Raw genomic sequence first — 22350 nt, forward strand, 5'->3', positions numbered from 1 at the left:
GGGCGCGGCGGCGGGGGCGCGCTCGCGCGCCGCCTCCACGTCGCGGCGCACGATGCGCCCGCGCGGGCCGGTGCCGGCCACGCTTTGCAGATCGATCCGCCATTGCGCGGCCAGGCGGCGCGCCAGCGGGCTGGCGAACAGGCGCGCGGCCGGGGCCGGCGTTTCGGCGGCAGGCGCGGGCGCCGGCGCCGCGGTGGGGGCGGGCGCGGCGCTGGGGGTCGCCGCCGCACCGGCTTCGGCCAGGACGCGGTCTATGCCCGATGCGTCCTCGCCCTGCGCTAGCAGCACGCCGATCACGGTATTGACCGGCACCGAGGCCGCGCCGGCCTGCACCACGATGCGGCCGAGCACGCCGGCATGCTCGGCGTTGATCTCGACGATGGCCTTCTCGGTTTCGATTTCCGCCAGCGCATCGCCCACGGCGACCGTGTCGCCTTCCTGCTTGAGCCACTGGTGCAGCGTGCCGCCCGAGGTGTCGGCCGCGACGGAGGGGAGTTTGATGAGGTGTGCCACGTTGTTCGTCCCGTTGTTCGTTCTATCGTTCGGCGCCGGCCAGATCGGGCCGGTAGGCGGCCGGATCGTCGTACTCCACCAGCTCCAGCACATTGCCTTCGGGATCGCGGAAGAACGCCAGCCAGGTGCCGGGGCGCACTTCCATCGGCGCCGGCGCGCTGTCGAAGGCCACGCCCCTGGCCTGCAGGTCGCGCACCACGCCGGGCAGGTCGCGCACGATGAAGGTCAGGTAGGTCGCGCCCTGGCGGTCCAGGATGGCGCCGCCGCGCGCGGCGGCTTGCGGCGCGGCGGCCGGCTGCAGCAGCTTGATGCGTTCGCCGTAGGAAGTCTGCAGGCGCGCCACCCCGTAGCCGTGCCGCGTCAGGCCGGTGGCCTGGGCCTTGTCGGCCGGCACGCTCACGCGGTTGACGAGCGTCAGCCCCATGATGTCGGTGTAGAAGGCCTGCAGCGCGTCCAGGTCGGCGCAGCAGATGCCGACTTCCATCGGCACGGTCATGCGCAGGGCGGCGCTCATGCTTTTTCTCCCAGGTCGGCCAGCACGTCCTGCAGGCCGGCCACGACTTCCTCGGTGTCGGCGAACGCCGCGCGTTCGAGCACCTTGGAGATGCTGGGCGAGGCCTCGCCGCCGGTCACGCGCTTGACCGGCTGGTCCAGCCAGTCGAAGTAGCGGCGCTGGATCTCGTCGGCCAGCATGGCGCCGTAGGAGGTGCCGCGGGCGCCCTGCTCCACGATCAGCACGTTGTTGGTTTTCCGGATGCTGGCGCCGATGGTGTCCCAGTCCAGGCTGGCGCGGTCCAGGGTGCGCAGGTCGATGACTTCGGCGTCCACGCCGGCGGCTTCGGCGGCCTTGAGCGCGCGGCCGACCATGGACAGATAGCTCAGGATGGTGACCTTGCCGCCGGCGCGGCGCACGCACGCCTTGCCGAACGGAATCGCGTAGTCCAGGTCGTCGGCCGGCACTTCGCCCGACGAGGCGTAGAGATCCACGTGCTCGATCACCAGCACCGGATCCTTGGAGGCCAGCGCGGTGTTCATCAGGCCGATGTAGTCGAAGGGCGTGGACGGCGCGACGATGCGCCAGCCCGGCGCGGTGGCGAAGATGCCGGCCGGGTCCATCGAGTGCTGCGAGCCGTAGCCCGTGCCCATCGCGACCTTGGTGCGCAGCACGAAGGGCACGTCGATGTCGCCGCCGAACATATGGCGGGCCTTGCCGATCTGGTTGAAGATCTGGTCGGCCGCGACCCACATGAAGTCCGGGTACATGAATTCCACGACGGGCCGGTAGCGGCCGTCCATGGCCAGGCCGCCGCCCAGGCCGGCGAAGGCGTTTTCAGAAATGGGCGTGCCCAGCACGCGGTCGGGGTACTTGTCCTTCAGGCCGCGCGTGGCGCCGTTGGTGCCGCCCTTCAGGCGGTGCACGTCCTCGCCCAGCACCACCACGCCGCCGTCGGTCTCCATGCGGCGATCCAGCACGTCGGCCACGGCGTCGACGAATTTGCGCTCGACGCGCCGGCCGGCGTGGTCGGCGGCTTCCTGGTAGCGCAGGCCGGCCAGCTCGGAGCCATCGCCGCGCAGGCCCACGTCGCGGAAATCCGGGCTGGGCCAGAGGTCGGCGCGCACGCGGCGCTTGCCGCCCTCGGCGGCTTCGGTCAGGCGGCCGGCCACCGCTTTCATGGTGTCCTTGCAGCGCTGGCGCAGCGCGTCGACCTCGGCCTGCGAAATCAGGCCGCGGCCGATCATCTCGGCGGCGACGCGGTCCAGCGGATCGCGGCCGCGCCATTGCGCTTCCTCGTCCTTGCTGCGATAGCCGAAGGCGCTGCCGGGGAAGGGGCCGTTCTGGTGGAAGTAGCGGTACACGTCCACTTCGACGATGGTGGGGCCGTTGCCGGCGCGCATGTGGGCCACGGCTTCGGACATGGCCAGGTACACCGCCAGCGGGTCCATGCCGTCGACCTGCCACGACGGAATGTTGAAGGCCTGGCCGCGCGCCGACAGCCGCGGCTCGGCGGTGGATTCCTCCACCGTGGTGGAGACGGCGTAGCGGTTGTTCTCGATGAAGAAGCACAGCGGCGTCTTCCAGGCCGCGGTCAGGTTCATGGTTTCCAGCACAGAGCCGATGTTGACCGCGCCATCGCCGAAATACGTCACCGCCACCCGGTCGGTGCCCGCGTGCTTGTGGGCCCAGCCCGCGCCGGCGGCCAGGGGCACGCCGCCGCCGACGATGGCGTTGGTGCCCAGCGCGCCGGCTTCCAGCCAGCGCAGGTGCATGCTGCCGCCGCGTCCGCGGCAATAGCCCTGGGCCAGGCCCATGATCTCGGCCAGCGTCTTCTGCAGCACTTCGTCGATGGCGGGCGTGAGCGGATCGCGCGGGTCCAGGCCTTGCGGCGCGACGTGCTGCAGTGCCTTGGCCAGGAACTGGTGGTGGCCGCGGTGCGAGCCGTTGATCTGGTCGCCGGCGCCCAGCGCCAGCACCGAACCGACCGCGCCGCCTTCCTGGCCCACGGACGAGTGCGCGGGACCGTGCACCAGGCCTTCGGCGGCCAGTTCCAGCACGGCCTCTTCGAAGGCGCGGATCCAGTGCAGCTGGGTCAGCATGGTGCCCAGCAGGGCGGGGTCCGCCTGTTGCCAGTCCTTGGCTTCGACCGTCAGTTGCCGCCAGGGCGCTTGCGAGGCAAGCGGTTGGTAGGTGGCCATGAATGAATCTCCAGAATAGGGGTAGGCGTCTTGCGGTTAGAGGTAGCAGTAGCGGCTCCAGCCGCCGTCGGCCACCAGGGTGTGTCCGGTGATGTAGGCGGCCTGGCGCGAGGCCAGGAACACCGCCAGGTCGGCCATCTCGGCCGGCTGCGCCAGGCGCCGCAGCGGCGTGCGCTGCCTGAGGCGCTCGGGGTCCAGGCGGCCGCGCGCGGCCAGGTCGCGCACCAGGTCCGTCTCCACGTAGCCCGGCGCCAGCGCGTTCACGCGCACGCCGGACGGTCCCCATTCCACGGCCAGGGTCTCGGTCAGCAGCACCACCGCGCCCTTGGTGGCGCAATAGGCCGCGCGGTCGGGCGCGGCCACCACGCCGTACATGGAGGCCAGGTTGACGATGGAACCCGAGCCGGCGGGCACCATGCGCCGCCCGGCGGCCTGGGCGCACAGGAACACGCCGGTCAGGTTGATGTCCACGGCGCGGCGCCATTCGTCCACGCTGACTTCCAGCGTGGGCTTGTTGGCCGACACGCCGGCGTTGTTGACCAGCACGTCGATGCGGCCGTAGGCCGCTTCGACCTGCGCGAAAGCGCGTTCGACGGCGTCGGCGTCGGTGACCGAGGCCTGGCAGGCCAGCGCCTGGACGCCCTGCGCCGAAAGGCCGGCGACGGCCTCGTCCAGCGCGGCGGCGTCCATGTCCAGCAGCGCGAGGCGCGCGCCCTGGCGGGCGAAGGCCTGCGCCGTGGCCAGGCCGATGCCCCGGGCGCCGCCGGTGATCACCACGGCCTGGCCGCGCAGTTCGGGATGGAGGGTGTCGTTGGGATAGTCCACGATAGATGCCTGATAGAAAGAGGGGGCGCCGGCGCTCACACCGCCAGCCATTCCTGGACCACGTCCTGGCGCTCATGCAGCTGCGCGGGCGGTCCTTCGAAAACGATGCGGCCGTGGCCCATCACGCTGACGCGGGTGGAGACCTTGAGGGCGATGGTCAGCTTCTGCTCCACCAGCAGCACGGACACGCCGCGCTTGTGGATGTCGCGGATCACGTCGGCGATCACCTCCACGATCTTCGGCGCCAGCCCTTCGGTGGGCTCGTCGATCAGCATGACCTTGGGGTTGCCCAGCAGCGAGCGGCACATGGTCAGCATCTGCTGCTCGCCGCCCGACAGGTTGCCGGCGCGGGTGGCGCGGCGCTCCTTCAGGCGCGGGAAGTAATCGAACATCTGGTCCGCCGTCCAGAAGGGCGCGTCGGCGCGCCTGGGCTGTTCGCCCATGCGCAGGTTCTCGTCCACCGTCAGGTTGGCGAACACCTCGCGTTCTTCCGGCACGAAGCCCAGGCCGGCGCGGGCGATCTCGAAGGGCCGCTTGTTGGTGATGTCGCGGCCTTCGATGGCGATGCGCCCGCCGGTCACGTCCACCAGCCCCATGATGCTTTTCATGGTGGTGGAGCGCCCGGCGCCGTTGCGGCCCAGCAGACTCACCACTTCGCCGCGGCCGATGCCCAGGTCGATGCCGTGCAGGATGTGGCTCTTGCCGTAATGCGCATGCACGCCCTGCAGGCTCAGCAAGGGGGATTGCGTCGTCATACCGTCTCCTCTCCGAGATAGGCTTCGCGCACGCGGGCGTCGCCGCGGATCTCGGCCGGGGTGCCGGTGGCCAGGATCTCGCCGTACACCAGCACGCTGATGCGGTCGGCCAGCGAGAACACCACCTGCATGTCGTGTTCCACGATCAGCAGGGTGCAGTCGCGGGTGACTTCCTTGATCAGCTCGACCGTGTAGTCGACTTCATGCTGCGACATGCCCGCCATCGGTTCGTCCAGCAGGATGACCTCGGGACGCGAGGCCAGCGTCATGCCGATCTCCAGCGAGCGCTGCTCCGAATAATTGAGGTCGCCGGCGGCGGTGTCCTGCTTGGCCGCCAGCCGCACCTTCTCCAGCAGGCGGTCCACGTCTTCGTTGACCTTGCGGTTGCGCGCGATCGGACGCCAGAAGTTGTAGACCAGGCCGTGCATGCGCAGCACCGCGAGCCGCAGGTTTTCGCGCACCGACAGGCGCGGGAACACGTTGGTGATCTGGAACGACCGCGCCAGCCCCAGGCGGTTGATGCGCTCGGGAGGCAGGCCGCCGATGGGGCGCGCGCGCAGGCTGATGTCGCCCGAGGTCGGCGCGAACGAGCCCGACATCAGGTGAAACAGCGTGGACTTGCCCGCGCCGTTGGGGCCGATGACGGCGTGGCGCTCGCCGGTCCGCACTTTCAGGTTCACGCCGCGGATGATCTGCGCTTCGCCGAAAGACTTGCGCACGTCGGTCAGGGTCAGGATGTCGTGGCTCATTGGGCGGCCTCCAGCACGGGCGGGGCATCGGCGTCGTCGCGCCACAGGGCCAGCGCCCAGCGGCAGGCGGCCAGGCCCGCGGCAAACATCGCCAGCGGGATCAGCCAGGTGAGCGGCGCCAGCGGCGCCCATTCATGGCCGAACAGCGCGATGGGCGGCCAGCCGGCCTCGGGGTTCATCTCCAGCAGGGCGCGGTAGTCGCGCGCGAACATGCGCTGCAGCAGCTCCACCGTGAATACGGTGGCGCCGGTCAGCAGCAGGCCGGCGGCGGCCGACACCGCGGCCCGCGGCAGCCAGCTGGCCGGGCCGCGTTCGCGCAGCGAGCGGGCCGCGCGCTGCACCAGTCCCACCAGGCCGTCGGGCACGAACAGCATCACCAGCACGAACAGAATGCCCTGGTACAGCAGCCAGGAACGCGTGATGTCGGCCAGCGTCTGCGACAGGAAGGTCAGGATGGCGGCGCCCAGCACCGGGCCCAGGAAGGCGTTGACGCCGCCGATGTAGGCGAACAGCACCGCGTCGGTGGACAGCTTGACCTCGAACAGCACGTAGTTGCCGGCCTCGATGTTCAGGGCCTGCAGGCCGCCGGCGATGCCGGCGAACATGGCCGACAGCGCGAACACCAGGGTCTTGAGCGTGTGCGGGCGGTAGCCCAGGTAGCGCAGGCGGTGGGCGTTTTCGCGCAGGCCCAGCGTCAGCCGGCCCAGCGGCGTGCGGGTCAGGCCGTACAGCGCCGCCAGCGACGCCAGCACCCAGGCCAGCACCAGGAAGTACACCTCGACGTCCGAGCCGAAGGTGAAGCCCCAGGCCGGCATGCGCATGGCGGACAGGCCCGCCTCGCCGCCGAACACGCCTTTCAGGTGCGGCGCCAGCGCGTGCAGCAGCTCGGCCAGCGCCAGCGTGATCATCGAGAAATACACGCCGGCCCGCATGGTGGCGAACCAGCCCGCGACCAGGCCGAACAGCAGGCCGGCCACGCCGCCGGCCAGCGGCATCAGGGGCGTGGGCAACAGCCCCGCGCCGCCCAGCGCGTTCATGGCATGGATGGTGGCGAAGGTGCCCACGCCGAAGTAGGCGGCGTGGCCGAAGGACAGCATGCCGCCCTGGCCGGCCAGCAGATTGAAGGCGCAGGCGAACAGCGCGGCGATCAGCATCTGCACCGCCGCCACCAGCTGGCCGGCGGGCAGCAGCCAGGGCAGCGCGCACAGCGCGGCCACGCAGAGGATCAACAGCAGCAGCCCGGAAGCGCGGCGGGTTTGGCTCATGGCTGTTCTCCCTTGAGGCCCGAGGGCTTGACCAGCAGCACCACCAGCATCAGCAGGAAGGGCAGGGTGGCCGCCAGGCTGGAAATCTTCACGGTCATCAGGCCGCCCACGCGCTCGGCCCATTCGCCGGCGCCGAACAGGCCGAACAGGGTCGCCAGGCTGGCGTCGACGCCGACCGAAAACGAGCTGATCAGGCCGATCAGCAGCGACGCGATCATCGCGCCTTCGAGCGAGCCCAGCCCGCCCACCACGACCACCACGAACACCAGCACGCCGAGTTCCAGCGCCATGTTCGGGTTGGTGGTGTAGAACGCGCCAGCGACCGCGCCGGCCAGGCCGGCCATGGCCGCGCCCACGCCGAACACGCTCATGAACACCAGCGGCACGTTGTGGCCCAGCGCTTCGGCCATGCGCGGACGGTAGATCGCCGAGCGCACCACGATGCCCACGCGGGTGCGCGACAGCAGCAGGTAGATGACGGCGAACATCGCCAGCGACACGCCGCCCATCAGCAGGCGGTAGAACGGATAGTCGGCGTCGAACACGCGGAACGCGGCGAAGTTCAGGAACGGCGGCACGCGGTAGTCGACGGGAAAATCGCCGTAGAACAGCTTGATGAGCTCGGCCACGATGAAGGCCAGGCCGAAGGTCACCAGCAGCTCCTGCGCATGGCCGAACTTGTGGACGCGGCGCAGGAAATAGCGCTCCACGCCCATGCCCAGCACGCCGGCGATGACGGTGGCCAGCACCAGGGCCGCCCAGAAGCCGGTGACCGGCGTCAGGGTATAGGCGGCGTACGCGCCTATCATGTAGAACGAGGCGTGCGCGAAGTTCAGCACGCCCATCATCCCGAAAATCAGTGTCAGGCCTGCCGACACCATGAACAGCAGCAGGCCGTAGATCACGCCGTTCAACAGCGAGACGGTAAAGTATTCCATGTCCGCTCCAGGTTTTCGAACCGGGTCGAGTTGCGCGGGACGGACGCGCGCCGGGAGCCCGGGCTTGGGACCGGGAACTCGCGCGCCGCGTCCGTCTTACGTAAACGCCTGCCTCAGTCCGGCCGCTGCATCTTGCAGGTGGACTGCACCGGCGCGGACACGTCTGCCGCGGCCAGCACCTTGACCGGCTCGAAGCCCATGTCGGTGCCGTCGGCCTTGTACTTGGCGTTCTTGCTCACCTTGGACACCACCATGGGCAGCTGCACCTGGTGGTCTTCGGCGCGCATGGTGTAGGCGCCCAGCGGCGAGGTGTAGGTGACCTTCTCCAATGCCTTGGCCAGCGCCGGCACCGACAGCTTGCCGTCCTGCGGCTGGACCTGCTTGAGCGCTTCGCCCAGGAACTTGATGCCGATGACGGTCTGCGGCTCGGTGTAGCTGGGGTAATGGCCGGTCTTGGCCTTGTAGTCCTCGGCGAACTTCGCGCCTTCCTCGCCCGCGGCCTCGATGTTGTACGGATGGGCGATGTAATGGCCCAGCGCCACGTCGCCGGCGTTGGCGAGGTTGCCGACCTGGTCCAGGAACACGGTGGCGAAGCGGACCTTCAGGCCGGCGGCCTGCGTGGCCTTCATCAACAGCAGCAGGTCGTTGGACCAGTTGCCGGTGATCACGGTGTCGGGATCGGCCGAGCGGATGCGCGCCACGTAGGGCGCGAAGTCCTGGATCTTGTTGACTTCGTGCAGGGTCTTGCCCACCACCTCATAGCCGTACTGCTTGGCGAAGCGCTCGGTGGCGCCTTCCATGTCCTGGCCCCAGGAGTAGTTCTGGTTGATGGCGTAGACGCGCTTGCCCAGCGTGCCGTCGGCCGACATGACCGAGGTCAGCGCCTTGACGCGCAGGTCGGCGTTGGTGGTGAAGCGGAAGTGATAGAAGTGGCATTTCTGCCCGGTCAGTTCCAGGGCTTCGCCGCCCACGTTCAGGAACACGACTTCCTTGCCCGGATTGCGCAGGTTGTGCTTGCGCACGTCCTCGGTCAGCTGGCCGGAGATGGCCGACGAGGAACCCTGCACCAGGATCTGCACGCCCGCGGCGGCGGCCGCGCGGAAGCGGTCGGAGGCGCCCACCGGGCCGCCCTGGTTGTCGAACTCGACCAGTTCCAGCGGCTGGCCGTTCCAGCCGCCGGCGGCGTTGATGCGGTCCAGCTCGTACTTGACCGCGGCGCGGAACATCAGGCCGGTCGAGGCCTGCGGGCCGGAAAGCGTTTCGATCAGGCCGATCTTGACGGGGGCGGCCTGCGCCGATGCGGCGATGCCGGCCAGGCAAAGCAGGCCGGAAGTGAAAACCAACTTCATGTGTGTCTCCTCCGTGGAATGGGAGCGTGGGCGGCGAGGCCCTGTTCTGCTGACGCGCTTGCCTGAAAGCGGCGCTTGATTTACGCTTTCACGATAGTTGTCAGGCAACTTTAATAAGTTGTCAGATAAATCATAGGGCAAGCAATTTTTCCGTGTCAAGCGGCCGCGCCGGCAGTCAAATCGAAGCGGCGGCCGCCGCCGGCAGGCCTGCTCGCCTCTCGAAAAGCGTTTCAGGAGACACCATGATTTCGTTCGAAGGAAAGGTTGCCGTCATCACCGGGGCGGGCAACGGGATCGGCCTGGCCACGGCCCGGCTGATGGCCGCGCACGGCGCGCGGCTGGTGCTGACCGACATCGACGGGGCGCGGCTGGAGGAAGTCGCCGCGGAGCTGGACCCCAGCGGCCAGCGCGTCTACACGCGGGCGCTGGACGTGTCCGCCGCGGCCGAATGCGAGCGCGCGTTCGAGGCCGCCGCCAAGCATTTCGGCGGCCTGGACCACCTAGTGCATTGCGCCGGCATCTATCCGGAAGGCCTGGTCAAGGACACCAGCGACGAGGCCTGGCGCACCCTGATGCGCGTGAACCTGGACGGCACGTTCTACGTGTGCCGCGCGGCCCAGCGCCACCTGCGCCACGAAGGGTCTATCGTGCTGCTCACCTCGCTGGCGGCCCAGCGCGGCAGCTACGCGCACGCCGCCTACGCCGCGTCCAAGGGCGCGGTGCAGAGCTTCACCCGCAGCCTGGCGCTGGAGCTGGCGCCGCAGATCCGCGTCAATGCGGTGGCGCCCGGCATCATCGCCACCTCCATGACGCACGATCTGATCGGACAGAAAGGCGCACAATTGCTGGAAAGCACGCCGCTGCGCCGTTTCGGCACGGCCGAGGAGATCGCCGGTTCGATCGCGTTCCTGTGCTCGCCGCTGGCCGGCTTCGTCACCGGCGAGGTCATGCAGGTCAACGGCGGCATCCATATCGCGTAAAGTCGAAGCATCCCGACAGTCACCCACCATTCCAATGCAGCCCACCCAAGAACAGGACCCGCCGCGCGCCGCGCCCAAGAGTTCGCTTTCCGCGGCGCTGAGCGACACGCTGGCCGAACAGATACGCCAGGGCGTGCTTGCGCCCGGCGACCGCCTGCCCACGGAAAAGCAGCTGACCGAAACCTATTCGGTCAGCCGCGCCGTGGTGCGCGAGGCGCTGGCGCGCCTGAAGTCCGAAGGCCTGGTCACCTCGCAGCAGGGCAGCGGGGTCTTCGTCGATCCGAATTTCCAGAAGAACGCGTTCCGCATCGCCGCGCCCACGCCCGGCGACAACCAGGACCTGGAGCACATCCTGGAGCTGATGCTGTCCATCGAGGTTACGGCGGCCCGCTACGCGGCCCAGCGCCGCACCGACGCGGACCTGAAGAAGATGCGCCAGGCGCTGGTGGGCATGGAGTACGCCCTGATCAACGACAAGCTGGGCGACGAAGAGGACTACCAGTTCCACCATGCCATCGTGCAGGCCACGCACAATCCGCACCTGGTGGCGCTGAACGACTACCTGGAAGCCAACGTGCGGCGCGTGATCCGCAGCGCGCGCCACAACACGGCGCGCATGTACGCCGAACGCATGGCCGCGGTGCAGAGCGAGCACCAGGCCATCTTCGCCGCCATCGACGGCGGCGATCCGGACGCCGCCGGACGGGCCGCCGAACAGCACCTGCGCAACGCCGCCGACCGCCTGCGGCTGTTCCAGGCCGAACGTCCGGCGCCCGTGTAGCCGCGTTCAGGCGAAGGTCTGCTCCATCTCGCGGCGGAACTGCACGGCCGGCGAGCGCTCGTCGTATTCCACGTCGCTCCAGCGCACCGGCTGCGACTGGCGCACGGGGTTCTTGAGCCTGACCTTGTGCGCCAGGCCCAGCGGCAGATAGCCGTCGGCCACCGAATCGCGCGCCGGCATCAGCCGGCCGTACACGGTGTAGCCGCCTTCGCCGTCCAGGACCTGGCCGGCCGGCAGGTCGCGCTTGGCGGTGGCCACGACGTCGCCGTGCCAGCCGGCCGGCGCGCCGGTGGGCTCGCGCCGCAGGCCCACGCTGGCCACGCTGATGCCCAGCTCCAGCCCGATCAGGTGATAGGGCTTGTACATGGCCGTGAAATTGCCGCTGGGGTCGGTGACCAGGCCGTATTCCTGGAAGCAGCGGCGCACGTAGTCGCTGTCGGCCGCGATGGTGACGTAGACGCCCCAGCGCAGGTCGCGGAACACCGGCCGGCCGTCGCGCTCCAGCGAGGAAATCACCTCCACCTGGCCGCGGTGGTGCAGCATGCCGCCGTTCTCGCGCGGGCGCAGCACGCGCGCCAGGTCGTCCACGCCGCAAGGCGGGAAGTGCAGGCCGGAAGGCGAGGGCAGCAAGCCGGTGGCGTTGGACACCGCGGCCATTTCGATGGCGCTCTTGGTGCCGTCCAGGAAGCTGTTGAACATCTGCGCGTTGAAGTCGCCGGCGGCGACCATCTCGGCGGTGAAGCCGTAGTACGGCCACACGGTGTCGGGGGTGGAGGTATGGAATTCGGGCAGGTACTTGGTGCCCTTGCCCGCGGCCATGACTTCGAAGCCGCTGGCGCGCGCCCAGTCCACCATCTCGCAGATCAGGGCCGGCTGGTCGCCGTAGGCCAGCGAATAGACGATGCCGGCCTCGCGCGCGCGGCGCGCCAGCAGCGGGCCGGCCAGCGCGTCGGCCTCGACGTTGACCATGATGATGTGCTTGCCGTGTTCGCAGCAGGCCAGCACGTGGCTGATGCCCGCGGCCGCCTGCCCGGTGGCGTCGATCACGATGTCGATGTCGGGGCTGGCGATGATGGCCTGGACGTCGTCGCTGAAATAGACCTTGCCGGTCTTGAGCGCGTCGGCGGTGCTGGCGGCGTTGAGCGAGCTGGCCGGCCAGCCCACCCGGGTAAGCGCCGCCCGGGCCCGGTCGGGCGCCAGGTCCGCCACCGCCACCAGCCGGATGCCCGGCGTGCGCGGGGCCTGGCTGAGGAACATGGCGCCAAACTTCCCGGCGCCGATCAATGCGACACGCAAAGGCTTGTTATCGGCTTCTCGCTGCTTGAGCAGGCGGTGCAGATTCATGACGCGAACTCCTCCAGATTGATGTCAACAGGCGGAAACGGCAACACAGAATAGCCTTAAACCGCGCCTGCCGATACGGGAGTCATTCGTCTGCCGTGTACAGCTCTCCGGCCAGCACGTTGCGCCAGTTCCGCCAGGTGATCCGGGGCCGGTCGGCGACCTCCCGGTTGTAGGGCGCGTCGAACAGAATGTGCTTCCAGCGCGGCTTGACCGCGCCCTCGATGGCGGGCTTGTCGTCGATCAGCAGGCTGCCGTGCACCAGCGTCTTGTCCTTGGTCAGGATGAGGCGGTTGGTGGCCTCGCGTCCCAGGTGCTTTTCCACCCACAGGTACTTTTCCGCCACGCAGTTTTCGAACTGCGACAGCGGCGAGGTGCAGATGCGCACGTCCATGCCCAGGGCAAGCAGTTCCTTGACCGCCTCCAGCGCGCCGGGCACCGGCGGCAGGTTGCGGATGAAGCCCGGCGCGGTGTAGATGGCTTCGGCCATGCCGCGCAGCTCGGGCGCGTAGTCCTGGCGGATGTAGAACGATTTGCGGTCCTCGAGCGCCACCGGCGGAATCTGGGGATGGCGTTCGCGCCAGGCGTCGATGAAGGCGTGTTCGAAATCGGCGAGCACGCCGTCTTGGTCCAGCAGGATGATCATGGCGATCCGCGGTGATTGCAACGTGCCGATTGTGCCTCAATCGGCCTGCGGACGGGATTGCGCCACGATGCGGTAGCGGCTGCCGCCGGTCAGCGATTCGGAGGCGACCAGCACCATGCGGTCATAGCGCCAGCGCAGCGGCGCGGGCGCTTCGGCCGGCGGCTGCGGATGCTCGATATTGCGCAGCAGGGTGACGTGGGGGCGGAACGGGTGCTGCGGCGCGCCCAGGCCGAAGCCGGCCAGCCACTGCCACAGCCCGTCGTGCGCGGCCTGCAGCGCGGGCGGCGTGTCGCCGGGGCCGGCCCACAGGATGCGCTGGCGGGCGAATACACCGTAGCGGTCGAGTTCGATCGCGGCCGGCGCCAGCCGCCGTTCGGGCGTGGCCGCGATCAGCTCGTCGGCCAGCGCGGCGTCCACCGGCCCCAGGAAGGCCAGGGTCAGGTGCAGGGTTTCCGTGCGCATGAGGCGTCCGCCGCAGTGCGGCCGGGCATGCTCGGCCCAGGCGGCGAGCGATCCCGCCAGCGGGGGCGACGGCCATAGCGCGTAGAAGAGACGGACGGTCGACATGCCGTGATTGTAGGGGCGCGACCGCCGGCTTCAACCGCCCGTGGTGCCGCTGCCGCGCCGCCGCGTCAGGCCGGTGTCGAAGCGCTCCACGCCCGGGCGGGCGGGGCGGTCGAAGCGTTCCACGCCAGGCCGCGTGAACCGCTCCACCCGGGGCGGGCTTGCGGTCTTGGCCTGCACGCTCTGGGCGGCGGCCTGTTCGCGCCGGGCGATGATTTCCTCGGCGCGCTGGTGGTGCGGCGCCATCTTGCGCACCATCACGCGGCCGTCGCGCGGGAAGTAATTGATGCGGCGCGCATGCACGTCGCCCAGGTCCTGCGCCTTGACCGGGATGCCTTCGGTCTGCAGGTAGGAAAGCACGAACTGGCCGTTGCGTTCGCCGATGTTCATCTGCTGCATGGCCGACAGCACCGCCCCGCCGCCGAACACCTTGGCCTCGAGCCGGTCGCGCGCGGCGCCGGCCTTGAGCAGTTCGTTGATCAGCACTTCCATCGCGAAGGCGCCGTAGCGCATGGTGGCCGAGGCGGGCGACTGCATGTCGCCTTCCGGCAACATGAAGTGGTTCATGCCGCCCACGCCGGTCACGGGATCGTGGATGCACGCAGCCACGCACGACCCCAGCACGGTCGAGATCATCAGGTCTTCGTCGGTGACGTAGTACTCGTTGGGCAGTACTTTCACCGCCTGACACTGGAACGCGCTATCGAAATAGTGGCGCGTCGCACGGGCTTCAAGACGGGCGGCCATGGGAGGGGATAGGGAGCAAGGGCAACGAGAGGGACACCAAGACGTTCGGCGGGGAAACGGCGGTTATGTCAAAAAATGTAAAAAAATGACGATTTATTCTTGCACATCCGGGCGTGCGATGGGAGAAATCTCATGTAACGGCGGCGCGCGGACGCCGGCCGTGGGGGATGCCTGGCATCCTACACAGGCCGGCGCGGGCCGTTCCCCGGATCACGGGGAGGAAGGGGGGCTAGTCGGAGCCTTTGGGCGCCGTCAGAAGCGGGTGCTGCGGGTGACCGACCAGCGGGCGGACAGGGCGCCCAGGGCGGCCGCGGCGACCACCGCGCCGATCAGCACCGCGGGGCCGGGCAAATGCAGGGCGAATTCCGCGCCGTAGCTGCGGGCCAGCCCGACCAGGGCGTCGTTCAGCGGGGCCAGGGCCACCGCCGCCACGCCGATGGACAGCAGCGCCGCCACCGCGCCCGACAGCGCGCCCAGGTACAGGAAGGGACGGCGCACGAAGGATTCGGTGGCGCCGACCAGCCGCGCCACGCCGATTTCCTCGCGCTGCGACAGCGCCTGCATGCGCACGGTGTTGAACACGGTGGCCAGCACCACCACCGCCACGCAGGCGGCCAGGAACCCCAGGCCGATGCGGGCGAAGCGCAGGATGGCCTCTAGCCGCTGGACCCAGGCGCTGTCGAGCTGCACCAGGTCGACGTGGTTCCATTGCTTCCAGGACGCCGCCAGCTTGTCGGCCCGTCCCGCCAGGTCCTCGCCGTCGGCCAGCGTGACCACCACGGCGTCGGGCAGCGGGTTGCCCGGCAGCACGGCCAGCGCCTGCTGCCAGGCCGGGTTGGCGCGCAGGTCGGCCAGGGCGTCCTCGCGCCCGACCACGCGCACGGCGCGCACCTCATGGGCGTATTCGCCCTGGATGCGCCTGGCCACGTCGGCGGCCGCGCCGGCCGGCGCGTCCACCCGCATGAAAACGGTGACCTCGGGGGTGACGGAGATCTGGCGCGCCACCGGCTGCGCCGACACCAAAATGGCGCTGCCCAACAGCGGCAGGGCCAGGGCCAGCGCCATGACCAGCAGGTTGGCCAGCGACGAGAACGGCTGCTTGACCAGCCGGCGCAGGGTCACCATCAGGGCGTAGCGGTGTTGCCGCAGCCAGGCGTTCATGCCGTCGCTCCCGGTTGGGCGCCGCCCTGGGAGTCGGCGAACTTGCCCGGCTCGATGCGCAGCGTGCGGGTGGCGTAGCGGGCCATGAGTTCCTGGTCGTGCGAGGCGATCAGCGTGGTGACGCCGACCCGGTTGAAATCGCGGAAAACGTTCATGATGCGTTGCGCGGTGTCATGGTCGAGGTTGGCCGTGGGCTCGTCCGCGATCAGGATGGCCGGCCGGTTGACGATGGCCCGCGCGATCGCCAGGCGCTGCTGTTCGCCGCCGGACAGCTCGATCGGATTGAGCTCTTCCTTGCCCGACAGGCCCACCTTGTCCAGCGCGGCGCGGGCGCGCGCGGCGGCCGAATTCCAGGCGTGGCCGGTGACGGCCAGCGGCAGCATCACGTTTTCGAACGCGCTGCGGTCGAACAGCAGGTGCGTGTCCTGCAGGATGACGCCCACCGCGCGCCGCAGGTAGGGCCGGGCGCGCGCGGGCAGCTTGTCCAGGCGCTGGCCGTTGACCTGAATGGAGCCCCGGCTGGCGGGCTCCAGCCCGCCGATCAGCTTGAGCAGCGTGGACTTGCCGGCGCCCGATGGCCCCGACACGAAAACGAACTCTCCCGCGTCCACGCGGAAGTTGATGTCGGCCAGGATATTGCGGCCGCGACCATATGATTTGAATACGTGCTGGAATTCGATCATGGCGGCTGTCAGATGAAGCCGCAATAGTAACTCGGGGACAGTAAGGTGGCCTAAGCCAGGCGGGGGAGCGGATGCGAAAAATTCCTCCGCCGCCCTATGTAGACGTCCCTTTTTACGGCCCGTACAGCGTTTCATTTCATCCCGTGTCCCTATATTTCAAGGGAATTCCCGGATGCGCCGCCCGCGGCGCGGACGCTACCATCCGCCCCATGCGTAGGCCCAAACGGCTGCGCGCGAATTCGCCTTATCCCACACGGAGAACACGATGAAAGTATTGAAACTCGCTGCTGTCGGCGCCGCCCTGTTTGCTGCTTCCGCCGCAGCCAACGCAGGCGCGACCTTCGACAACGTCAAGAAGAAAGGGTTTGTCCAGTGCGGGGTTTCGACCGGCATTCCGGGGTTCTCCATCGCCGACAGCAAGGGCGAATACAAGGGCATCGACGTCGACCTGTGCCGCGCCATCGCCACCACCATGTTCGGCGATTCCACCAAGGTCAAGTTCACGCCCCTGAACACGCAGCAGCGCTTCACCGCGCTGCAGTCGGGCGAAATCGACGTGCTGACCCGCAACACCACCGTCACGCTGACGCGCGACACCACCCTGGGCCTGATCGGCGTGGGCGTGAACTACTACGACTCGCAGGGCGTCATGGTGTCCAAGGAGCTGGGCGTCAAGAGCGCCAAGGAACTCAACGGCGCCACCATCTGCGTGCAGCCCGGCACCACCACCGAACTGAACCTGGCCGACTGGTTCCGCGGCCAGAAGATCGAATTCAAGCCGGTCGTGATCGACAAGTACGACGAAATCATCCGCGCCTTCTCGGCCGGCCGCTGCGACGCCTTCACCACTGACAAGTCGCAGCTGGCCTCGACCCGCACCACGCTGGAAAAGCCCGACAACTTCATCATCCTGCCGGAAGACTTCTCCAAGGAGCCGCTGGGCCCCATGGTGCGCCAGGGCGACGAGCAATGGTTCAACATCGTGCGCTGGTCGCTCAACGCCATGCTGGAAGCCGAGGAATACGGCATCACCAAGGCCAACGTCGATGAAATGACCAAGAGCACCAACCCCAACATCCAGCGCATCCTGGGCGTGACCCCGGGCATGGGCAAGAACCTGGGCGTTGATGACAAGTGGGCCTACAACATCATCAAGCAGGTGGGCAACTACGGCGAAAGCTTCGAAAGCACGCTGGGCAAGAGCAGCGCGATGAAGCTGGACCGCGGTCTGAACGCCTCCTACAAGCAAGGGGGCCTGATGTACGGCTGGCCGGTGCGCTGACGCGCGGCTGCCTGTTAAAACGGAGCCTGGCGCTCCGTTTTGCCTGGGGCCCGTTGACACCGGATGGAGCGTCGCACGGGCCCTGGCCCGCCTAGGGCGGGTGGCAGGAGTGGGTGGCGGGGTCTGGCCCCGCCGCCAGTTGTTCGACTTCTGTAGATGCATATGACGACTCCCGAAAAAAACGCCTCGCTGGCGGCTCCGCCGCGGCGCCTGAACTGGAACGACCCCGGCGTGCGCTCCGTGGTCTATCAGGTGGTGGCGCTGGCCGCGGTCGCCTGGGCCGTGTGGTTCCTGGTTTCAAACACGCTTCACAACCTGTCGGTGCGCAACATCGCCACGGGTTTCGGCTTCCTGGGCCGCGAAGCCGGCTTCGCCATCGGCGAAACCCCCATCAACTACAGCCCCGCCGACACCTATGGCCGCGCCATCCTGGTCGGCCTGCTCAACACGCTGCGCGTGGCCGTCATCGGCATCGTGCTGGCGACCATACTCGGCACCCTGATCGGCATCGGCCGCCTGTCCAAGAACTGGCTGGTCTCCAAGGTCACCTCGGTCTACGTCGAGGTGATGCGCAACATTCCGCTGCTGCTGCAGCTGTTCTTCTGGTACGCGCTCATCACGGAAAACATGCCGGGTCCGCGCCAGGCGCACAGCCCGCTGCCGGGCGTGTTCATCTCCAACCGCGGCCTGAAAGTGCCGGCGCTGGAAGGCAACTCGCTGGACTGGATGCTGGGCGGACTGGGCCTGGCCATCATCGCCATCATCGTGCTGGGCCACTGGGGCAGAAAGCGCCAGGAGGCCACCGGCCACGTGTTTCCGCTGGGCCGCGCCGCCATCGGCCTGCTGATCGGCCTGCCCATCGTCGGCTGGCTGGTCAGCGGCGCGTCGCTGACGCTGGACATGCCGGAGCTCAAGGGCTTTAACTTCTCGGGCGGCCTGACGCTGTCGCCGGAATTCGCCGCGCTGCTGGCCGGCCTGGTGATCTACACCTCGGCCTTCATCGCCGAAGTGGTGCGCTCCGGCATCCAGGCGGTGAGCAACGGCCAGTGGGAAGCCGCGGGTTCGCTGGGGCTGCGCCGCAAGCAGGTGCTGCGCCTGGTGGTGCTGCCGCAGGCGCTGCGCGTCATCATTCCGCCGATGACCAGCCAGTACCTGAACCTGACCAAGAACAGCTCGCTGGCGGTGGCCATCGGCTACCCGGACATCGTGTCGGTGGTCAACACCACGCTGAACCAGACCGGGCAGGCCATCGAGGGCATCCTGATCATCATGGCCGCGTACCTCACGGTCAGCCTGTCGATCTCGATATTCATGAACTGGTACAACAAGCGCATCGCGCTGGTGGAGCGTTGATATGAGCAGCACTACGCATACCCCCAGCGACGCCCTGTCGCCGCCCAGCTCGCACGTGGGCCCCTGGGCCTGGCTCAAGACGCGGCTGTTCTCGTCGCCGCTGAACATCCTCATCACGGTGCTGCTGGCGTGGTTCCTGCTGATGGCGGTGCCGGCGCTGGTCGAGTGGGCCTTCATCAAGGCCGACTTCAACGCCGCCACCGCCCAGGAATGCCGTGCCTCGGGCGGCGCATGCTGGGCCTTCATCGTCGAGAAGCACCGGCTGATCCTGTTCGGCACCTATCCGTTCGACGAACAGTGGCGTCCGCTGATCGCGACCATCATCCTGGTGGCGGTGATCGTCTGCAGCGGCATGCGCCGCTTCTGGAACTGGACGCTCGCCGTCATCTGGGTGGTGGGCCTGACGGCCGTGGCCATTCTGATGTGGGGCGGGGTGCTGGGCCTGACCTACGTGGAGAACGCGCGCTGGGGCGGCCTGCCGCTCACGCTGATCCTGTCCACGTTCGGCATCGCCTTCGCGTTTCCCATCGGCGTGCTGCTGGCCCTGGGCCGGCGCTCGAAGATGCCGGCCATCAAGGCGCTGTGCGTCGTGTACATCGAGCTGATCCGCGGCGTGCCGCTGATCAGCCTGCTGTTCATGTCCTCGGTGATGCTGCCGCTGTTCCTGCCGGAAGGCTTTTCCATCGACAAGCTGCTGCGCGCCCAGATCGCCATCATCATGTTCGCCGCCGCCTACATCGCGGAGACCGTGCGCGGCGGCCTGCAGGCGATTCCGAAAGGGCAGTACGAAGGCGCCGACTCGCTGGGCCTGAGCTACTGGCAGCAGATGCGCAAGATCATCCTGCCGCAGGCGCTGAAGATCGTGATCCCCCCGCTGGTCAGTATCTTCATCGCGCTGTTCAAGGATACGTCGCTGGTGGTGATCATCGGCATCTTCGACCTGACGCTGGCGGCCAAGGCGGCCCTGTCGGACGCGGCATGGCGCGGTTTCGGGGTAGAGGCGTACCTGTTCATTTCGCTCATCTACTTCGTATTCTGCTTTTCCATGTCCAAATACAGCCAAGCGCTGGAGAAACGCCTGGCCACCGGCCACGCACGCTAGCAACTTGCCGCGCGTCCGCCGCAGGCGGGCGCGCCCAGCGATATCTACGGGAGTACAGGCATGTCCAATGCCATCATCAGCCTGCAGGACGTGAACAAGTGGTACGGCCAGTTCCACGTGCTGCGCAACATCAACCTGGAAGTGGCGCCAGGAGAACGCATCGTGGTCTGCGGGCCGTCCGGCTCGGGCAAGTCCACCATGATCCGTTGCATCAATCGCCTGGAAGAGCACCAGAAGGGCCACATCATCGTGGACGGCACGGAGCTCACCAACGACCTCAAGCACATCGAGACCATCCGCAAGGACGTCGGCATGGTGTTCCAGCACTTCAACCTGTTCCCGCACCTGACGGTGCTGGAGAACCTGACGCTGGGACCCATGTGGGTGCTGAAAAAGCCGCGCGCCGAGGCCGAGGCCACGGCCATGAAGTACCTGGAGCGCGTGCGCATCCCGGAACAGGCCACCAAGTTTCCCGGCCAGCTCTCGGGCGGCCAGCAGCAGCGCGTGGCGATCGCGCGCTCGCTGTGCATGAACCCCAAGATCATGCTGTTCGACGAGCCCACCTCGGCGCTGGACCCGGAAATGGTCAAGGAAGTGCTGGACGTGATGGTCAGCCTGGCCCAGGAAAGCGGCATGACCATGATCTGCGTGACCCACGAAATGGGCTTCGCGCGCAAGGTCGCCAACCGCGTCATCTTCATGGACCGCGGCGAAATCATCGAGCAGAACAGCCCCGACGAGTTCTTCGACAACCCGCAGAACGAACGGACCAAGCTGTTCCTGAGCCAGATTCTGCACTGACTGTCTTTCCGGACGTCCACCGACCCGCCGCCAGGCGGGTTTTTCTTTGCCTGACCCCTATTCCCCGGCCTGGATCACATAAGCGATTCTTAAGTGTCGGCGGACGAGTTCTTGATTGTGCGCGCCGCGCGTGTAGCCCATCATAGGTTCACGCTGCCGGTCCGCCCGCAGCCTCCCGGAACTCGACATAAGGTGTCTGCAACCATGGCCGATCTGGAATCCCGACTCGACAGGCAGTCCCCCGCCTACCAGCGCAATCGCGAGCAGATGCTGGCGCTGCTGTCGGAACTGGCGCAACTGGAGCAGCGGGCGGTGGAGCGGTCGGCGCAGGCCGCGCCGGCGTTCCGCAAGCGCGGCAAGCTGCTGCCGCGGGAGCGCCTGGCGGCGTTGCTCGACGCCGGCCGCCCGTTCCTGGAACTGATGAAGCTGGCGGGCTATTGCGGGATCGAGAATCCGGACCCCGCCACCAGCGTGCCGGGCGCCGCCATCATCGCCGGCGTGGGCGAGGTCTGCGGCGTGCGGTGCATGATCGTGGTCAACGACTCCGGCATCAGCGCCGGCGCCATGCAGGCCATGACGGCCCAGAAGGTGATGCGCTGCCAGGAGATCGCGCTGGCCAACCGGCTGCCCTTCATCCAGCTGGTCGAGAGCGCCGGCGGCAACCTGAAGAAGTACCGGGCCGAGCGCTTCGTCCACGGCGGCGGCATGTTCTACAACCTGGCGAAGCTGTCGGCCGCCGGGATTCCGGTGATCTCGCTGGTGCACGGTTCTTCGACCGCGGGCGGCGCCTATCTGCCCGGCCTGTCCGACTACGTCGTCATGGTGCGCAACCAGGCCCATGCCTTCCTGGCCGGCCCGGCCTTGCTGCAGGCCGCGACCGGAGAGGTCGCCACGGAGGAAGAGCTGGGCGGGGCGGCGATGCATGCGTCGGTGTCGGGCCTGGCCGATTATGTGGCCGAGAACGACCGCGAGGCCATACTGCAGGTGCGGGACATCGTGCGCGCCTTCGGTTGGGCGGAAAAGGAGCAGGACCGCCCCGAGGTTCCGCCCCGGCACGACGTCCAGGACCTGCTGGGCATCATGCCGGCCGACTACCGGGTGCCGGTGGAGATGCGCGAAGTGATCGCGCGCCTGACAGACGGCTCGGACTTCCACGAGTTCAAGCGCGACTACGGGCCGGCCACGGTGTGCGGCTATGGCGTGCTGCACGGCACGCCCATCGGGCTGCTGACCAACAACGGTCCGCTCGACACGGCGGGTTCGGCCAAGGCCGCGCAGTTCATACAACTGTGCTCGCAGCTGGGCAGGCCCATCGTGTTCCTGCAGAACATCACGGGGTTCGTGGTGGGGCGCGCGCACGAAGAGGCGGGCATGATCAAGCACGGCGCCAAGCTCATCCAGGCGCTGTCCAACGCCGGCGTGCCCCGTCTGACCGTGCTCTGCGGCGCCTCGTTCGGCGCCGGCAACTATGGCATGTGCGGGCGCGCATTCAAGCCGGACTTCCTGTTTTCGTGGCCGAACGCGCGCACCGCCGTCATGGGCGGCGAGCAGGCGGCGATGACCATGCGGCGGGTGGCCGAGAACAGCGCCAGGCGCGCCGGCGCCGAGCCGGACCTTGCCGCGCTGGAAGCGGAAAGCCGGGAAATCGTGCAGACCTTCGATTTGCAGTCCAGCGCCGTGCACACCAGCAGCCTGCTGCTGGACGACGGCGTGATCGACCCGCGCGCCACCCGGGACGTACTGGGAGTGGCGCTGGCCGCATGCACGCGGTCGGCAAAACGCGACGTTCATTCGATCCAGTTCGGCGTCGCCAGATTCTAA

22 protein-coding genes are annotated in these 22350 nt (G+C 68.2%); 7 read left to right on the forward strand and 15 right to left on the reverse strand.

Going from position 1 to position 22350, the window contains the following annotated elements; all coding sequences use genetic code 11:
- The 9 genes from C1I89_RS13700 to C1I89_RS13740 form a co-directional block, all read right to left on the reverse strand.
- Positions 1–513, reverse strand: a 513-nt coding sequence (locus C1I89_RS13700) for an E3 binding domain-containing protein (RefSeq protein WP_146196914.1), incomplete at its 3' end; no start/stop codon positions are given.
- Between the two features lie 22 nt (positions 514–535).
- The gene (locus tag C1I89_RS13705; RefSeq protein WP_102773315.1) at positions 536–1027 is read right to left on the reverse strand and encodes a VOC family protein; all 492 of its coding nucleotides are present in this window, start codon (positions 1025–1027) and stop codon (positions 536–538) included.
- Entirely contained in the window at positions 1024–3207 is a 2184-nt protein-coding gene (locus C1I89_RS13710) for an alpha-ketoacid dehydrogenase subunit alpha/beta (protein WP_102773316.1), read from the reverse strand. The genes C1I89_RS13705 and C1I89_RS13710 overlap by 4 nt, the downstream gene beginning before the upstream one ends.
- Before the next feature lie 36 nt (positions 3208–3243).
- Positions 3244–4032 carry an SDR family NAD(P)-dependent oxidoreductase gene (locus C1I89_RS13715; protein WP_102773535.1) on the reverse strand — a complete coding sequence of 263 codons (789 nt, stop codon included), beginning with the start codon at positions 4030–4032 and terminating at the stop codon, positions 3244–3246.
- Between the two features lie 35 nt (positions 4033–4067).
- Positions 4068–4787, reverse strand: a complete 720-nt coding sequence (locus tag C1I89_RS13720) for an ABC transporter ATP-binding protein (protein WP_102773317.1) — start codon at positions 4785–4787, stop codon at positions 4068–4070.
- Entirely contained in the window at positions 4784–5536 is a 753-nt protein-coding gene (locus C1I89_RS13725; RefSeq protein WP_102773318.1) for an ABC transporter ATP-binding protein, read from the reverse strand. The genes C1I89_RS13720 and C1I89_RS13725 overlap by 4 nt, the downstream gene beginning before the upstream one ends.
- A complete protein-coding gene (locus C1I89_RS13730; RefSeq protein ID WP_102773319.1) occupies positions 5533–6801 on the reverse strand; it encodes a branched-chain amino acid ABC transporter permease in 1269 nt (422 codons plus the stop codon). The genes C1I89_RS13725 and C1I89_RS13730 overlap by 4 nt, the downstream gene beginning before the upstream one ends.
- Positions 6798–7739, reverse strand: coding sequence for a branched-chain amino acid ABC transporter permease (locus tag C1I89_RS13735; protein ID WP_102773320.1), 942 nt, complete (start codon positions 7737–7739; stop codon positions 6798–6800). Before C1I89_RS13735 ends, C1I89_RS13730 begins: the two co-directional genes overlap by 4 nt.
- Positions 7740–7852: 113 nt before the next feature.
- The gene (locus tag C1I89_RS13740) at positions 7853–9088 is read right to left on the reverse strand and encodes a branched-chain amino acid ABC transporter substrate-binding protein (protein ID WP_102773321.1); all 1236 of its coding nucleotides are present in this window, start codon (positions 9086–9088) and stop codon (positions 7853–7855) included.
- 242 nt (positions 9089–9330) lie between these two features.
- On the opposite strand from C1I89_RS13740, the gene C1I89_RS13745 reads away from it, so the two are divergent.
- Together C1I89_RS13745 and C1I89_RS13750 are read left to right on the forward strand one after the other, a co-directional pair.
- A complete protein-coding gene (locus tag C1I89_RS13745) occupies positions 9331–10068 on the forward strand; it encodes an SDR family NAD(P)-dependent oxidoreductase (RefSeq protein WP_102773322.1) in 738 nt (245 codons plus the stop codon).
- Between the two features lie 34 nt (positions 10069–10102).
- Entirely contained in the window at positions 10103–10849 is a 747-nt protein-coding gene (locus tag C1I89_RS13750; RefSeq protein WP_102773323.1) for a FadR/GntR family transcriptional regulator, read from the forward strand.
- Between the two features lie 6 nt (positions 10850–10855).
- On the opposite strand, the gene C1I89_RS13755 is transcribed toward C1I89_RS13750, so the two are convergent.
- The 6 genes from C1I89_RS13755 to C1I89_RS13780 all read right to left on the reverse strand — a co-directional run bounded on the left by C1I89_RS13755 (position 10856) and on the right by C1I89_RS13780 (position 15991).
- Positions 10856–12193, reverse strand: coding sequence for an NAD(P)H-dependent oxidoreductase (locus tag C1I89_RS13755; RefSeq protein ID WP_102773324.1), 1338 nt, complete (start codon positions 12191–12193; stop codon positions 10856–10858).
- Positions 12194–12275: 82 nt separating this feature from the next.
- Positions 12276–12836: a 5'-3'-deoxyribonucleotidase gene (locus C1I89_RS13760; protein ID WP_102773325.1), complete on the reverse strand. Its 561-nt coding sequence runs from the start codon at positions 12834–12836 to the stop codon at positions 12276–12278.
- Between the two features lie 36 nt (positions 12837–12872).
- Positions 12873–13403 carry an RNA 2',3'-cyclic phosphodiesterase gene (gene thpR / locus C1I89_RS13765; RefSeq protein ID WP_102773326.1) on the reverse strand — a complete coding sequence of 177 codons (531 nt, stop codon included), beginning with the start codon at positions 13401–13403 and terminating at the stop codon, positions 12873–12875.
- Between the two features lie 30 nt (positions 13404–13433).
- Positions 13434–14147 carry a chemoreceptor glutamine deamidase CheD gene (gene cheD / locus C1I89_RS13770; RefSeq protein ID WP_102773327.1) on the reverse strand — a complete coding sequence of 238 codons (714 nt, stop codon included), beginning with the start codon at positions 14145–14147 and terminating at the stop codon, positions 13434–13436.
- 252 nt (positions 14148–14399) lie between these two features.
- Positions 14400–15308 (reverse strand): cell division protein FtsX, encoded by a 909-nt coding sequence (locus tag C1I89_RS13775; protein ID WP_102773328.1) that lies wholly within the window; start codon positions 15306–15308, stop codon positions 14400–14402.
- Positions 15305–15991 (reverse strand): cell division ATP-binding protein FtsE, encoded by a 687-nt coding sequence (locus C1I89_RS13780; protein ID WP_102773329.1) that lies wholly within the window; start codon positions 15989–15991, stop codon positions 15305–15307. The genes C1I89_RS13775 and C1I89_RS13780 overlap by 4 nt, the downstream gene beginning before the upstream one ends.
- 265 nt (positions 15992–16256) lie before the next feature.
- On the opposite strand from C1I89_RS13780, the gene C1I89_RS13785 reads away from it, so the two are divergent.
- From C1I89_RS13785 to C1I89_RS13805, 5 genes are all read left to right on the forward strand, one after another.
- A complete protein-coding gene (locus C1I89_RS13785; RefSeq protein ID WP_102773330.1) occupies positions 16257–17273 on the forward strand; it encodes an amino acid ABC transporter substrate-binding protein in 1017 nt (338 codons plus the stop codon).
- Positions 17274–17435: 162 nt separating this feature from the next.
- Positions 17436–18626, forward strand: coding sequence for an amino acid ABC transporter permease (locus C1I89_RS13790; RefSeq protein WP_102773331.1), 1191 nt, complete (start codon positions 17436–17438; stop codon positions 18624–18626).
- A gap of 1 nt (position 18627) precedes the next feature.
- Positions 18628–19728 carry an amino acid ABC transporter permease gene (locus tag C1I89_RS13795; RefSeq protein WP_102773332.1) on the forward strand — a complete coding sequence of 367 codons (1101 nt, stop codon included), beginning with the start codon at positions 18628–18630 and terminating at the stop codon, positions 19726–19728.
- A gap of 60 nt (positions 19729–19788) precedes the next feature.
- Positions 19789–20529, forward strand: a complete 741-nt coding sequence (locus C1I89_RS13800; protein ID WP_102773333.1) for an amino acid ABC transporter ATP-binding protein — start codon at positions 19789–19791, stop codon at positions 20527–20529.
- A 204-nt stretch (positions 20530–20733) separates the two neighbouring features.
- Positions 20734–22350: an acyl-CoA carboxylase subunit beta gene (locus C1I89_RS13805; RefSeq protein ID WP_102773334.1), complete on the forward strand. Its 1617-nt coding sequence runs from the start codon at positions 20734–20736 to the stop codon at positions 22348–22350.

This window comes from Achromobacter pulmonis (genome assembly GCF_002885955.2).
In the GTDB taxonomy this organism is placed as follows: domain Bacteria; phylum Pseudomonadota; class Gammaproteobacteria; order Burkholderiales; family Burkholderiaceae_B; genus Achromobacter; species Achromobacter pulmonis_A.

What these genes read in the sequence shown, in the direction of transcription:
- C1I89_RS13750 (WP_102773323.1), top strand. Translation starts at nt 10,103, where the DNA reads ATGCAGCCCACCCAAGAACAGGACCCGCCGCGCGCCGCGCCCAAGAGT.
- C1I89_RS13755 (WP_102773324.1), bottom strand. Translation starts at nt 12,193, where the DNA reads ATGAATCTGCACCGCCTGCTCAAGCAGCGAGAAGCCGATAACAAGCCT.
- C1I89_RS13710 (WP_102773316.1), bottom strand. Translation starts at nt 3,207, where the DNA reads ATGGCCACCTACCAACCGCTTGCCTCGCAAGCGCCCTGGCGGCAACTG.
- cheD (WP_102773327.1), bottom strand. Translation starts at nt 14,147, where the DNA reads ATGGCCGCCCGTCTTGAAGCCCGTGCGACGCGCCACTATTTCGATAGC.
- C1I89_RS13800 (WP_102773333.1), top strand. Translation starts at nt 19,789, where the DNA reads ATGTCCAATGCCATCATCAGCCTGCAGGACGTGAACAAGTGGTACGGC.
- C1I89_RS13795 (WP_102773332.1), top strand. Translation starts at nt 18,628, where the DNA reads ATGAGCAGCACTACGCATACCCCCAGCGACGCCCTGTCGCCGCCCAGC.
- C1I89_RS13745 (WP_102773322.1), top strand. Translation starts at nt 9,331, where the DNA reads ATGATTTCGTTCGAAGGAAAGGTTGCCGTCATCACCGGGGCGGGCAAC.
- C1I89_RS13720 (WP_102773317.1), bottom strand. Translation starts at nt 4,787, where the DNA reads ATGACGACGCAATCCCCCTTGCTGAGCCTGCAGGGCGTGCATGCGCAT.
- C1I89_RS13775 (WP_102773328.1), bottom strand. Translation starts at nt 15,308, where the DNA reads ATGAACGCCTGGCTGCGGCAACACCGCTACGCCCTGATGGTGACCCTG.
- C1I89_RS13705 (WP_102773315.1), bottom strand. Translation starts at nt 1,027, where the DNA reads ATGAGCGCCGCCCTGCGCATGACCGTGCCGATGGAAGTCGGCATCTGC.
- C1I89_RS13735 (WP_102773320.1), bottom strand. Translation starts at nt 7,739, where the DNA reads ATGGAATACTTTACCGTCTCGCTGTTGAACGGCGTGATCTACGGCCTG.
- C1I89_RS13790 (WP_102773331.1), top strand. Translation starts at nt 17,436, where the DNA reads ATGACGACTCCCGAAAAAAACGCCTCGCTGGCGGCTCCGCCGCGGCGC.
- thpR (WP_102773326.1), bottom strand. Translation starts at nt 13,403, where the DNA reads ATGTCGACCGTCCGTCTCTTCTACGCGCTATGGCCGTCGCCCCCGCTG.
- C1I89_RS13760 (WP_102773325.1), bottom strand. Translation starts at nt 12,836, where the DNA reads ATGATCATCCTGCTGGACCAAGACGGCGTGCTCGCCGATTTCGAACAC.
- C1I89_RS13730 (WP_102773319.1), bottom strand. Translation starts at nt 6,801, where the DNA reads ATGAGCCAAACCCGCCGCGCTTCCGGGCTGCTGCTGTTGATCCTCTGC.
- C1I89_RS13725 (WP_102773318.1), bottom strand. Translation starts at nt 5,536, where the DNA reads ATGAGCCACGACATCCTGACCCTGACCGACGTGCGCAAGTCTTTCGGC.
- C1I89_RS13780 (WP_102773329.1), bottom strand. Translation starts at nt 15,991, where the DNA reads ATGATCGAATTCCAGCACGTATTCAAATCATATGGTCGCGGCCGCAAT.
- C1I89_RS13805 (WP_102773334.1), top strand. Translation starts at nt 20,734, where the DNA reads ATGGCCGATCTGGAATCCCGACTCGACAGGCAGTCCCCCGCCTACCAG.
- C1I89_RS13785 (WP_102773330.1), top strand. Translation starts at nt 16,257, where the DNA reads ATGAAAGTATTGAAACTCGCTGCTGTCGGCGCCGCCCTGTTTGCTGCT.
- C1I89_RS13740 (WP_102773321.1), bottom strand. Translation starts at nt 9,088, where the DNA reads ATGAAGTTGGTTTTCACTTCCGGCCTGCTTTGCCTGGCCGGCATCGCC.